The sequence below is a fragment of the Wujia sp. genome (assembly GCF_056872695.1).
In genome coordinates this window covers 84779-98278 of the sequence record NZ_DBMFCD010000002.1, presented here as the reverse complement: position 1 = coordinate 98278, position 13500 = coordinate 84779, and the positions used below count along the sequence as shown (strand labels likewise).

General features: G+C 44.7%; 14 protein-coding genes. 13 read left to right on the top strand and 1 reads right to left on the bottom strand.

All coding sequences use genetic code 11. The features are described from left to right. Positions 1-57: 57 nt before the first annotated feature. Together ACZQK9_RS03100 and ACZQK9_RS03095 are read left to right on the top strand one after the other, a co-directional pair. On the top strand, positions 58-1296 hold the full coding sequence (locus ACZQK9_RS03100; RefSeq protein WP_483269572.1) for an AI-2E family transporter: 1239 nt from the start codon (positions 58-60) through the stop codon (positions 1294-1296). A gap of 4 nt (positions 1297-1300) precedes the next feature. Then, positions 1301-2608 (top strand): ATP-binding protein, encoded by a 1308-nt coding sequence (locus ACZQK9_RS03095; protein ID WP_178017776.1) that lies wholly within the window; start codon positions 1301-1303, stop codon positions 2606-2608. Positions 2609-2611: 3 nt separating this feature from the next. Here the strand turns inward: ACZQK9_RS03095 and ACZQK9_RS03090 are convergent, their stop codons facing one another. Continuing rightward, complete coding sequence (locus ACZQK9_RS03090) at positions 2612-3235, bottom strand: hypothetical protein (RefSeq protein WP_216507855.1); 624 nt, start codon at positions 3233-3235, stop codon at positions 2612-2614. Positions 3236-3532: 297 nt separating this feature from the next. Between ACZQK9_RS03090 and ACZQK9_RS03085 the strand changes: the two genes are divergently transcribed. From ACZQK9_RS03085 to ACZQK9_RS03035, 11 genes are all read left to right on the top strand, one after another. Continuing rightward, the gene (locus ACZQK9_RS03085) at positions 3533-4015 is read left to right on the top strand and encodes an Lrp/AsnC family transcriptional regulator (protein ID WP_178017774.1); all 483 of its coding nucleotides are present in this window, start codon (positions 3533-3535) and stop codon (positions 4013-4015) included. Next, positions 4012-5190 (top strand): pyridoxal phosphate-dependent aminotransferase, encoded by a 1179-nt coding sequence (locus ACZQK9_RS03080; RefSeq protein WP_178017773.1) that lies wholly within the window; start codon positions 4012-4014, stop codon positions 5188-5190. The genes ACZQK9_RS03085 and ACZQK9_RS03080 overlap by 4 nt, the downstream gene beginning before the upstream one ends. Beyond that, positions 5184-5675, top strand: a complete 492-nt coding sequence (locus ACZQK9_RS03075; protein WP_483269571.1) for a tRNA (cytidine(34)-2'-O)-methyltransferase — start codon at positions 5184-5186, stop codon at positions 5673-5675. The genes ACZQK9_RS03080 and ACZQK9_RS03075 overlap by 7 nt, the downstream gene beginning before the upstream one ends. Positions 5676-5680: 5 nt before the next feature. Beyond that, entirely contained in the window at positions 5681-6808 is a 1128-nt protein-coding gene (locus ACZQK9_RS03070; protein WP_483269570.1) for a TIGR01212 family radical SAM protein, read from the top strand. 299 nt (positions 6809-7107) lie between these two features. Then, a complete protein-coding gene (locus ACZQK9_RS03065; protein WP_256445832.1) occupies positions 7108-7623 on the top strand; it encodes an A24 family peptidase in 516 nt (171 codons plus the stop codon). Continuing rightward, a complete protein-coding gene (locus ACZQK9_RS03060; protein WP_483269569.1) occupies positions 7613-8485 on the top strand; it encodes a P-loop NTPase family protein in 873 nt (290 codons plus the stop codon). The genes ACZQK9_RS03065 and ACZQK9_RS03060 overlap by 11 nt, the downstream gene beginning before the upstream one ends. Before the next feature lie 4 nt (positions 8486-8489). After that, entirely contained in the window at positions 8490-9743 is a 1254-nt protein-coding gene (locus tag ACZQK9_RS03055) for a TadA family conjugal transfer-associated ATPase (RefSeq protein WP_216507860.1), read from the top strand. Next, on the top strand, positions 9724-10452 hold the full coding sequence (locus tag ACZQK9_RS03050; RefSeq protein ID WP_483269568.1) for a type II secretion system F family protein: 729 nt from the start codon (positions 9724-9726) through the stop codon (positions 10450-10452). The genes ACZQK9_RS03055 and ACZQK9_RS03050 overlap by 20 nt, the downstream gene beginning before the upstream one ends. Before the next feature lie 3 nt (positions 10453-10455). Beyond that, complete coding sequence (locus tag ACZQK9_RS03045) at positions 10456-11811, top strand: type II secretion system F family protein (RefSeq protein WP_483269567.1); 1356 nt, start codon at positions 10456-10458, stop codon at positions 11809-11811. A gap of 16 nt (positions 11812-11827) precedes the next feature. Then, entirely contained in the window at positions 11828-12001 is a 174-nt protein-coding gene (locus ACZQK9_RS03040; RefSeq protein WP_483269566.1) for a Flp1 family type IVb pilin, read from the top strand. Positions 12002-12018: 17 nt separating this feature from the next. Further along, a complete protein-coding gene (locus tag ACZQK9_RS03035; RefSeq protein WP_483269565.1) occupies positions 12019-13470 on the top strand; it encodes a DUF5702 domain-containing protein in 1452 nt (483 codons plus the stop codon). The last annotated feature ends 30 nt before the right edge of the window (positions 13471-13500 follow it).

Here is a 13500-nt window from a genome sequence, read left to right as displayed (position 1 = left end):
CGGTCTGAGAGCAGAAAAAGGAGGAAGGCTGCTGTATAGTGCGTACAGCCGATTCGTATGAAAGAAAAAAAACATCTGGTACAATTGATACTTGCGATTATTACATTTACTGTACTTTTGATATTTGTAGTCAATCACCTGCACATTATAAGTGGATTTTTCAGTATGGTTTTTTCTGTGCTGCTTCCGTTTTTGATTGGGTGTGGGATTGCATTTGTATTGAATATTCCGATGCGTGGAATCGAACAGGGAATTTTTAAAAATGAAAAAAACCGTCTGTACCGGTTCCGCCGTCCGATCAGCATGGTGCTTACGTATATTGCGGCATTGCTTTTTATTGCGCTTGTGTTATTTGTAGTTGTACCGGAGGTTGCGGATACGGTTGGAAAGGTGAAAGAGCTTCTGCCCGGATTTGTAAACCGGGTGAAGGAGCTTGCACTTTCGTATACAAAGAATGTTCCGGCGATATCGGAGAAGATTGCGGGTATTGAACCGGATTTTGACCAGATATTCTCGTTTTTCAATGATAACGGCGGAGAAATCATGTCGGCGACGGTTTCTATCTTCTCGTCCATCATTGGAACCGTCATAAATATATTTATCGGGATTATTTTTTCGGCATATATTCTGGCACAGAAAGAGAAGCTCGGCAGGCAGACGAAGCTTGTCATCTATGCGTTATTCAAGGAAAAGACGGCAGATGAGCTGATGGTGTTCGGTAAGATAGCAAGTACGACATTCTCCAAGTTTTTTACCGGACAGTTCCGGGAGGGTATCATCCTCGGCATCATGTTTATGATTGCGATGGCAATCGCGGGCATACAATATCCGCTTACGATTGGCGTTCTGATTGCATTTACGGCATTGATACCGGTGTTTGGTGCATTTATCGGACTTTTTATCGGATGCTTTCTGCTTCTGGTTGTTGATCCGAAGCAGGTGCTGTGGTTTGTGTTATTGTTCTTTATTTTACAGTTTATAGAGAATTATTTTATCTATCCGAAGCTTGTCGGCGGAGACATTAATCTGCCCGCGATCTGGGTGCTTCTGGCTGTGATTGCCGGCGGAGACCTGATGGGCGTGGTCGGAATGTTTATCTTCATTCCGCTTGTGTCTGTGCTTTATGCATATTTCCGGTCAATCGTGTACCGGAGAATAAAAAAACGGGAGATTAATGTTGATGACAAACAGGTGCCGGACGATGTAGTCCCACTTGAATCAACAGGCAGGCGGCTTTTTGCAATGAAATCAAAAGTCGAAAAAACGGACAGTAAAAAACAAAACAAGGAGATGTAACAACATGTACAAAGAAGTACCGGGACTCGTTTTATATCGGGACTTAGGAGAAGACAGTATCTTATATTCCATGGCGGATATTTTTGAGGCATGGGAGAAGAAGACGAGTACCAAGGAGGAATTGGTCACGCGGATTTACCAGCAGATCAAGCGGATTTTGGATGTAGCAACGAGCTATGGTTTCAACCGGAATCTGTGGCAGGATTATCTGGCGTTTTTACTGATTACAAATGAGAATTCGTTTACACTTACGTGTGAGAAGGTTGGCGCAGGAGATGGATCAGTCAATGCATTTGCAAAAAATGATTATGCAATCTTCAAACGGCTGTTCCATTTTGACTTTGCTCCGATTGAGAAGGATCTTGATATTGATTGTTTTACAACAATCACAAATTATAAGTCATTACCCAAAAAAGAACAGATGTACAATCAGAATGTAAGCGAAAAGGTGCGAGATATCAGTGACCGTGTGAGTGCCGCTGAAAGCGTCGATGAGATTTTTGATATTATGACCGCCTTTTATAAGCAGTATGGTGTCGGTATGTTCGGGTTGAACAAAGCATTCCGTATCCGCCATGATGAGGGCAGAGAGTTGGAATTTATTCCAATCACGAATACAGACAAGGTGATGCTTGACGATCTGATCGGTTATGAAATCCAGAAGAAGAAACTGGTAGACAATACAGAGGCATTTGTACTTGGGAAAAAGGCGAACAATTGTCTGTTGTTTGGTGACAGCGGTACGGGAAAATCAACGAGTATCAAGGCAATCATCAACCAGTATTATGAGCAGGGCCTGCGGATGATTGAGATTTACAAGCATCAGTTCAAGGATTTGTCTGCGGTAATCTCGCATGTAAAGAACCGGAATTATAAGTTCATCATCTATATGGATGATCTTTCTTTTGAGGAATTTGAGATAGAGTATAAATATCTGAAAGCGGTAATCGAGGGCGGACTTGAGACAAAACCGGACAATGTACTGATCTATGCAACCTCGAACCGGAGACATCTGATCAAAGAGACATGGAATGACCGTGATGATGTTGAAACAGATAACGGTATGCACCGTTCTGATACGATGCAGGAGAAGCTTTCTCTGGTCAACCGTTTTGGCGTAACGATCAGTTATTCGCGTCCATCAAGAAATGAATTTAATGATATCGTACTTGGACTGGCAAAGAAACATCCGGAAATTGGACTCACGGAACAGGAACTTTTAGCAGAAGCAAACAAATGGGAACTTTCCCACGGTGGTGTATCCGGACGTACTGCACAGCAGTTTATGAATTATCTTGCAGGAAAAGCATGATTGCTATTTCAGCCCGGATTTGATAGAATGAAGCTTAATTTGGATTGTCTTGCCAGGCAGAGAGACGACAGTCTCTGCTGTGCGGATTAGTTGATCCAGATGATTGATATCGTGCCGGTCTGCATAGATGGAGGCAAGCATTGTATAGCTGGTTGTAATGTCGGAGCCAATTGTGATTGCATATGCAAGAAACTGTTCGGCGTCTGTGATATCATTTGCATCAATCAATATTTTGCCGATTTTATTAAGGAGCAGAATCAGATCTGCATAGGCATCATCGCAGGCAGAAAGGGTATCCAGATTGGCTGGACCGTACATCAGCTTCAGATCGGTATTCGTGTACATCGAGAGATTTAGTATTTTTTTCTCTGACAGCGTGCATAGTTTATCGGCAAGTTCGGCATGACCACATGCAGAAAGAGCTGTGAGAGGAAGTGTATCGAGTGGAATCCTGATGTAAGGCAGGCTGGAAATATCTGCTTTCCGTACGGAATTCGCTTCGGACTCGCGTTCGAGAAGGTTCTCGCGACCTTGCCCATGTGTTTTCTTAAAACGGGAGACATTTCGAGAGACAACAAAGCATAAAGCAAGAAAAGAACAACAAATGATAATAGTAATGTAATGCATAAAAATAATCCTTTCGGGAGGTAAAATTCATGTTATTTGATTTCAGCAACAAAAAGAAAACAAAGAGAATTGCAGCAATCATCTGTGGTGTACTGGTATTTGCCATGGTCGTTGGACTGCTTGTCTCTGCAATCTAATTTGTAATATTGTATGGTTTCAATGTATCATGGAAATTGGTGAAATTCAACCTTTAGAAAAAGGAGAATTCCAAAGCGTGGTACTGGAAAGAATATGTGCAACGTGAAATATAGATATAAGGTTTCTATATGTTGCAAATAATATCAGGAGGTAGATGTGATGAGAAATGAAATTTTGAAGCTGCTCGAAACTGACAGCAGACTGACAGTGAAGGATATCGCCGCGATGATCGGCGCGGAAGAAGCCGCGGTGGAAGCGGATATCAAGGCGATGGAAGACGAGAGCATCATCTGTGGATACCATACTATGATTGACTGGGATAAGGTTGGCGAGGAAATGGTAACAGCTATGATCGAGGTCAAAGTTACACCACAGAGAGAAGCGGGGTTCGATCAGATTGCGGATCGCGTCAGAAATTTCGATGAAGTACATTCTGTCTACCTGATTGCAGGTGCGTACGATTTTATGGTCGTTATTCAGGGAAAGACATTGCGGGAGATCTCACATTTTGTATCTGAGAAGCTGGCAATCATCGAGGATGTCATTGCCACATCCACGAACTTTGTACTGAAAAAATACAAAGACCATGGTGTTATTTTCCAGACACCAAGTCAGGACGAAAGGTTGGTAATTGCACCGTGAGAAATCCATTGTCAAAAACGATAGAACAGATTAAGCCATCTGGGATCCGGAAGTTCTTTGACATTGTAAGCGAGATGCCGCATGCAATCTCGCTCGGTGTTGGTGAGCCGGATTTCGATACACCATGGCATGTCCGGTCCGAGGGTATCCGTTCGCTGGAAAAGGGACGGACATTTTACACCTCAAATTCCGGACTGATCGAGCTGCGTCAGGAAATCTGTAAATGGTACCAGAGAAAATATAATGTACTATATAATTATAAAAACGAAGCGTTGCTGACCGTCGGTGGCAGCGAAGGCATTGATGTGGCACTTCGTGCTATGCTTGACCCGGGCGATGAGGTTATCATCCCAGAGCCTTGCTATGTATCGTATGTGCCTTGTGTACAGTTGATCGGTGCTGTGCCGGTTACGATTGCACTGAAAAATGAGAATCAGTTCCGCCTGACACCGGAGGAACTGCTTGCAGCGATCACGGATAAGACGAAGATTCTGATCCTTGCATTCCCAAGCAATCCGACAGGTGCAGTCATGACGAAAGAAGATCTTGAGCCGATTGCGAAGATCTGCCAGGAGAAGGATATCTATGTCATCTCGGATGAGATCTATTCCGAGCTTACATATGGCGGTGAGAAGCACTGTTCGATTTCATCCCTGCCGGGCATGAAGGAGCGGACGATTGTCATCAACGGTTTTTCTAAAGCATATGCGATGACCGGATGGAGACTCGGCTATGCACTTGCCCCGGAGGTGATCGCTCACCAGATGACGAAGATCCATCAGTTTGCAATCATGTGTGCACCGACGACGAGCCAGTATGCAGCGATTGAGGCAATCAAAAACGGCGATGCAGATATCGAGAAGATGTGCAAGTCGTATGATCAGAGGCGCCGGTTCCTGTTGAAGAAATTCGAGGAAATCGGACTTCCATGTTTCGAGCCACATGGTGCATTTTATGTATTCCCATGCATCAAGGAGTTTGGCATCACGAGTGATGAATTCGCAACGAGATTGCTCCGCGAGGAAGAGCTTGCGGTTGTGCCGGGAACTGCGTTTGGTGACTGTGGCGAAGGCTTCCTGCGTATTTCCTATGCGTACTCGATTGAGCAGCTCAAAGAGGCGATGGGAAGATTAGAGAGATTTATTGGACGATTAAGAGAGCAAAAGACATGTTAAACATTGTATTACATGAGCCGGAAATGCCGGCAAATACTGGAAATATCGGACGTACCTGCGTGGCAACGGGGGTGCGTCTGCATCTGATCGAGCCACTTGGATTTTTATTAAATGACAAGATGGTAAAGCGCGCGGGACTGGATTACTGGGATCGTCTGGATGTGACACGCTATGACGATTACGATGATTTTCTGGCGAAGAACCCGGGGGCGAAGGTCTATATGGCAACGACAAAATCGAAGCAGAAGTATACCGATGTGAAGTACGAGGATGACTGCTTTATTATGTTTGGTGCAGAAAGCAGAGGGATTCCGGAGGAGATTCTGCTTCAGAACAAGGAAACCTGCGTGCGCATCCCGATGATGCCGGGGGAACGTTCCCTGAATTTATCGAATTCGGTTGGTATCGTGCTGTACGAGGCGTTAAGACAGTTGGATTTCCCGGGATTAGAGACAGAAGGACAGTTGCATCATTATCAGTGGTAGAGATTATGAGACAGGAAAAATGGCTGGATAAGCCGTATTATTCATTGGATGCATATATGAAATACACCTATGGACAGAAGGTGTACAAGATTGCGGTCGACGCAGGGCTTACCTGCCCGAACCGTGATGGTACACTTGGCGAACGTGGGTGTATTTTTTGTAGTGCCGGCGGAAGCGGCGATTTTGCAGTGCCGATCGCGGGTGGTGGCAGGCAGGTTGGACAGAAACCGGTTGGTGCTTCGACGGAGGTTTATCATAAGGAATATGAGCGCCGGGGAAGCTGTGGCGATGTAGAGCGAAAAACGCTTGATGTCAGGCGGCAGATGGAACGCGGTATGGCGAAGTTTCATAAGAAGGTCGGAGAGAAGTTCGTCATTTATTTTCAGGCATACACGAACACGTATGGAAATCCGGCATATTTGGAGCGCATCTGGCGGGAGGCGTTAGAAGAGGAGTCAGTCGTTGGAATCAGCATCGCAACAAGACCGGATTGTCTGGGGATTCCGGGCGTATCTATAAGTGAGAAACATGCGGAACCTATAGCAGGGGACAGGAGACAGGAAACGGAATCTTCCGAGACGGTGATCGGGATTCTTGCAAGACTGCAAAAAGAATACGCCACATGCGGCAAATTCATCTGGATTGAACTTGGACTGCAGACGATGCATGAAAAGACAGCGGAATATATCCGCCGGGGATATCCGCTTTCTACTTACGAGACTGCAATCCAGGCATTGACAGATATGGATATCCCGTATATTACGCATGTGATCTTAGGCTTGCCGGGAGAGAACGAAGCGGATATGCTTGCGACGGTACGGTATGTGTGTGGACAGCAGGAAAAACCGTTTGGAATCAAGCTGCAGCTGCTGCATGTGCTGCGAGGCACCGATCTGTATGAGGATTATGCGGCAGGAAAATTCGAAGTGCTGTCCGAGGATGCATATATCGAGCTTGTTATCCGATGTCTCGAAGTAATTCCGGATGATATTGTGATCCATCGTGTCACCGGAGACGGTCCGAAAAATATTTTAGCCGCTCCGCTCTGGTCGGGCAACAAACGACACGTATTAAATACCCTTCACCAGAAGATGAAAATCGAAAAAAGAGAACAGGGTACATGGGCAAAATAAAAAAAGTTTTGCCCATTTTTTCTAGTATTTATGCGGGCTCCCGCAAATGTTCCAAACTTACGCTTTACAAAATCTATCCAGTCGTGCTATAGTCAGCTCGTGGTCGAGAATCGTTGTTCTGGCGTAGTTCGGTCACAGTCTTTTTAGAAACAATCATAAAGTTTTCCAATTATTTGTTTTACGAATTTCAATGGAATTACCCAACAAAGAATTTGCAGAGTTTGTGAATAACTATGCGTGTGTTAAACTCTGTCTTTTTTAGGAATTTTATAAGCCATGTGAACGGATAATTTGGAAAACTGCATGATTGGAACCGTGTTTTTGCACAGAAAAGGAGGTGCGTAATCTGGAAGCTTATACTTGGTTTATGGTTGATGGGTGCGGTCGTGGTGGACCTTAGAACATATAAGATACCGAACCGGTTCTGCCTGTGTATGATTGCCTGTGGATGTTTGCTGCAAGGGTACATGCTGGGTGTGAAAGGATTGCTGAACAGCGGGTGCGGCATATTGATCGGTTTTGGGATTTTGTATGGACTGTTTTTGATTCGGGTACTGGGAGCCGGAGATGTAAAGCTGTTTTGTGGAATTGGAGCATTTATGGGAAGGGAAACCTGGGATATGCTGTTATATACCTGTATTTTTGCGGGCGTGCTGGCAGCAGGGAAACTCGCAGCTGTATTTGCAAAATCCCATAGAAAAGGAATGGTTGTGGATAAAATGAAAAATATGAGTGAGATCCGGATGCATATGTCAGTGCCTGTTCTGCTTGGATATATGCTATATGTGACAGGAGGTGTACAGATTGGCATATAAGGTGTGTCTGCTGGATTCCGATCCGGCATACCAGAGAGCATTAATGGAATACCTGAATTCCCGGACAACGATTCAGATTCAGTTGTATGTATTTACAATTCCGGCGGCATATATGGCGTTTCGGGAACATGAAAAACCGCAATTAATCTTAGTCGGAGATGCATATGCAGACTGGAAAGATTCAGAAGATTGTCCGGTGTTAGTTCTGACTGGAAATCGTGAATTTATTGGGCAGCCACAGTATTTTTTCCGGTATCAGAGTGTGGAACGGCTGGTCGAGGTGATTCAGCAGATACTTGGTATGAATCGACGATGCGAGGTGGAAACAGGCATGTTTTACGCTGTATATTCTCCGCTTGGACGTTGTGGGAAGACAACATTTGCGAAAAGCCTGAGCAGACAGTTTACGAATAGTTTGTATGTGAATTGGGAAGGTATTTCTGAGACGACAGATGAGGATGAACTTGGTGGGTGGATGTTATATTGCATAAAAAGCAGAAATGAAGAATGTCTGACATATTTACAGACGCATGCAGTTTCAAGTCTGCCACCACCGGATTGCTATGAGGATATCCGGCAGATTGAGATAGAAGATCTGCTGTGGTTTCGGGAAGAATTGAAAAAACGTCAGTTGTATGAGGGCGTGGTTTTTGACATTGGAGGAATGGTATTGGCAAGTTATGCAGTGCTTGACGCATTTGACCGGATTTTTATTCCAACATTGGCGGATGCGGTATCAATCAGAAAACAGGAAGTGTTTGGGAAGATGATACAACGGAAGTATGAGCATGTCGAGAATCTGCAATATGTCCAATTGGAAGGACAGGATGTGGATCGTGTAGCGGAAATGTGTATGAGGTAAGGAAATGGAATTACAGTCTTTGCGCGAGCGGTTAAAACTGCGGGTGGCATCAGAGCTGGATCTGACACGCGATATGGAGGATGCAGAAATTGCCCGGTTGATTGACCGGTGTATTTTGGAGGAAACGAAAAATCAATATGTGCCGTTGAAGGAAAAGGTTGGTCTTCGCGTAGAACTTTTTAACAGCCTCCGAAGACTGGATGTCCTGACAGAACTGCTGGAAAACGAAGCTGTTACGGAGATTATGGTAAACGGCAAGTCGGATATTTTTGTGGAGCAGGCAGGCATGATTTCACGTTATGAAAAAGGCTTTGCATCAGAGGAACGGCTGGAGACGGTAATCCAGCATATTGTGGGAGACTGCAATCGGCGAATCAATGCAGCGTCGCCGATTGTGGATGCCCGGCTGATGGATGGGTCTCGCGTGTGTATTGTGACGCGGCCGATATCACTGGGAGGCCCGGTGATTACAATCCGGCGGTTTCCGAAGCAGCGGATCGATATGGATGCACTGATCGCAATGGGAAGTGTGGATGCCGGCGTTGCAGAGGTGTTACGGATATTGGTACAGGCTGGATACAACATTTTTATATCGGGAGGAACCGGATCCGGGAAGACAACACTGTTGAATGCACTCAGTGATTTTGTTCCGAAGGAAGCAAGAATTATTACAATCGAGGATTCCGCGGAATTACAGATAAAAGGTGTGCAGAATCTGGTCCGATTAGAAGCCCGTACTGCGAATCTGGAAGGAGAGAATGAGATCACAATACGAGATTTGATCAAAGCGAGTCTTCGTTTACGTCCGGATCGTATTATAGTTGGCGAGGTGCGGGATGCTGCCGCAATCGATATGCTTGCAGCGATGGGAACCGGGCATGATGGTTCGTTGTCTACCGGGCATGCAAATTCTGCAAAAGATATGCTTATACGATTAGAGACGATGGTGCTGATGGGAATGGAAATCCCGCTTTCAGCGGTGCGGCGTCAGATTGCCGCCGCGGTAGATATCGTGATTCATGTGAGCCGGTTACGGGATAAAAGCAGAAAAATAATAGAGATATGTGAGGTAAATGGTATGGAGCATGGAGAAATCAGATTAAACACGTTGTTTGAATTTCAGGAGACCGGAACCAAAAAAGGAAAAGTGCAGGGGTTACTGCGAAAAGTAAATGACTTAATTCATATGGAAAAACTGCAAAGCTCCGGCTTGCTGGATGTTTTTGAGGAGGCAGTCTGTGGATTACCGGGAGTATAAAACGAATGTGTGGTTCTGGATTCAGGCGGCTTTGATAAGCAGTGGAATTGGGGGGCTGACCGGCTATCTGTTTTTTGATGCATGGTGGGGAAGTTTGCTGATTCCTGTCTGTCTGCCGGTTGTGTATAGCCGGCTGCGGCGTTGGCATTTAGAAAGACAAACACGACAGTTAAAGATGGAATTTCAAGAAGTTATGACGCTGATATCCGGGTGTATGCATGCAGGGTATTCGCTGGAGAATGCTATAGTACAGGTTCGGCGCACAAGTGGAGAAGAATTTTCACTGATGAGAGAAGAACTTCAAATACTGGTAAATGGAATTGCCTGCCATAAGAGAGTTGAACAGTTACTGCTGGCACTTGCAGAGCGGTGTGATGTGGAAGAAATCCGGGAGCTTGCGATAATGATAGAAATTGCAAAGCATTATGGTGGAAATATTCCGCATTTGATTCGACAGATCACTACACGATTACAGGCATCCGAGATGACAGAGGTAGAGATTCAGACGGTAATTGCAGCAAAGAGACTGGAAGGGCACATTATGCTGATCGTTCCTTTTGGAATCCTGATGTTTCTGCGGCTGACAAATCCTGTGTACATGCAGGTGTTGTACACAACGATTGCAGGACGGTTATGCATGAGTGTGTCGGCTTTTGGCATTGGTGGATGTGCGTACTGGATTGATAAGATAACGAGAATTGAGGTGTAAAAAATGAAGATGTGTATTTTGATACAGGTGTTGCTTGCATGTCTGGCAATCCTGTCAAGAATTCATTTCAGCAAATATAAAGCAGAGAAGCTTAAGGGGTTGATGCATATCCGGGAGGAAGTGCAAAAAATACGGGTAATAACAAAAAAAGAAGCGGAGCTGTTGATACGAAAACGTATGCAGCAAATGATATCCATATCAATTATGATTTTATTTGTCAGTACCTGTATTGCAGAGGTAGTGTTGTGGAACGATACGAGGCAATCTGGAAAAACGGATATGCACGTTTTAGAACGTGATGATTATGATGGGGAAGTGAAAACAGAAGACATCCGGCTATCGGTCGATGACAAGGAATATACATATATGATGGAAATTGAACCAAGAGAATATACGGAAGATCAATTTTATCAGGAGGCACACATGCAGCTCGACATTCTGGAGTCCAAAATTCTGGGGGATAATCCGGATTTAGAGCATGTAAGTTGTTCTCTGAATTTGCCGAGTGAGGATGAAGCAGGTGTATTTGCCTATACATGGAGATCGGATAATCCGACGGTGCTCTCTTCTTATGGAAAGGTATATTTGGAGGAAGTGAAAGGAACAATTGTTGTGCCCTTGACAGTGGAGATATCGTATCGGACATATACGATGGAACATAGCTTTTCTGTATGCGTGGTTCAGGATATGCGTGGGAAAGATGCGGTAGAACGGGCAGAGGAAACACTTCAGCAGATCGAAAAAGAGACAAGAACAGACGAGAAACTGACAATTCCGGAACAACTGGGAGAAGTTGGGGTATCGGTAAAGAGACAGACAAAGGAACGTGCAATGACATGGGTTGCATTTGGTATTGTATTGGCAGCGTTGCTGCCGGTTATGATGTATGCAAGATGGAAGGAAGAACGAAGAAAAAGAAACAGTGCGCTGATCGATCAATATCCATCTTTTGTGAATCGCCTGTGGTTGTTGCTTGGGGCAGGAATGACAGTACAAATGGGAATTCGGAAAATCGCATCGGAAATGAAAGGGGATATATTGTTAAAAAAAGAGTTGGAGTATGCAATGCACCAGTTAGATACGGGAAGCGAAGAAAGCTGGGTGTACGAACAACTGGGGCAGCGGCTGGAGCTGCCGGAATATTATCAGATGTTCCAGCATCTGAGCCAGCATATTCGTATGGGAACAAAGGACCTTCGAAATCTGATGGAACAGGAGATGCAGCTTGCACTTCAAAAAAGACGTGAGCTTGCAAAGAAAAAAGGAGAGGAGGCATCGACAAAGCTGTTATTTCCGATGGTTGTACTGTTGATTCTTGTCATGATTATGATTGTATATCCAGCACTCGTCGGATTGTAGAAAGGAAGTGGGATTTATGGGTGCGTGGAAACGGTTTTTGCAGGAGGAAGACGGAATGGGTGTTGTGGAAGTAATCCTGATTATCGTCGTACTTGTTGCAATGGTTCTGATTTTCAAGGAGCAGATATCTGCACTTGTCGAAACGATATGGTTGACGATCAATAAGGACGCAAAGAAAGTATATTCTTAGAAAAACAGGAGGAGAGTATGAATAATAAGGGAAGAATTGTCGTGTTTATCAGTCTGATTACTGCGGTAATGCTGATATTGATCACACTTGTGCTACAGGTTGTCGTACTCAGTGCAGCACGGTCAAAAGACGTAATTGCCACCCGCCTTTCCATGTCGGATGTCAAAGCCTGTTATAACCGCTACATATTTGAACATTATCATATTCTCCTTTTTGATAAGACAGCAGGTGGAAACGGAGAAGCGTATCTGGAAGAGTGGCTGGAACAGGCGTTTTCGGAGAAACTCGGAGATGCTTATTCGGATATACGGGTTGTGATTACAGATTTTTTGATGCTTACGGATCAATCGTATGCTCCGTTAAAGGAGCAGATGCAGGAATATATGACCTATGCAATAGCAGAAAAAGGTGTGCAGGCAGGTGTTGATAAGATTAAGGAAAAAACAGGTGGACAGGATGGAACATTGCCGGAGGATTTAAAGGAGGACATGGAACATGCGGAGTCGGAAACGGAATATGCAGATACCGGAAATACAGGAGAGCAGGAAGGAGCTGGCTCCGATCTGGAAGAAAATCCAGTGGCGCAGCTGGCTGCGGATGATCCGCGTGACTATACAAAGAAATTGTCCAGCAGTGTGATTCTGAATCTTGTGCTTCCGGATGATAAAACGGTGTCCGATGCATCGATTACGCTGTCGGATGCTCCAAGTTTACGGTTGGGAGGTTTTTTTACCAACTACAAAGAAGTCAATCGAAAATTTGACAACATGGTTTCTTTGTTTGAGGGATTAACAGCGCTTGGTTCCTGGCAGGACTCACTGGCTGATACAGGAATACAGCTTGCATATATAGAACAGGTCTTTAACTGTTACAGGGAAGAGAAAAACGATACAGCGGTGCTTGCGTATGAACAGGAATATCTGATTGCGGGCAAAGCATCTGATTATGAAAATCTAAGGTCAGTTGCGCATCGCATGATCGGGATACGTTATCCAATCAATTATATTGGTCTGTGTAAACAGCCTGATAAAATGGAACGATTGACGGAACTGGCAACCGCGATTGCCGGCGCTGCACCTTATTTGATCCCGGCACTCAAATATTTTCTGGCTGGATGCTGGGCGTATATTGAATCTATTGCAGATGTCCGCGTTTTGTTCGATGGAAAGAAAGCCGCATTCACAAAAAATCAGTCAAATTGGATCACAGATATTGACCACATCAGCGAGAGTCTGTCGAAACAGACAGAGGATGCAGAGAATGGATTGGATTATCAGGCGTATTTGTCTGTTTTGCAGGCAATGAGTATGGAAGGCGTGACGGACAGAATGCTGGATCTGATGCAGATAAATACAATGCAGGAGGAACCGGATTTTCGGATATTACACGGCGCGGTTGGATTTGAGGCAGATTTTGAAAGTACCTTTGATGGATATGTATTTCGGTATCACCAACAGGCATCGTATTAGTTAGATAGAAAACCTTTCGTATTGGTTTCA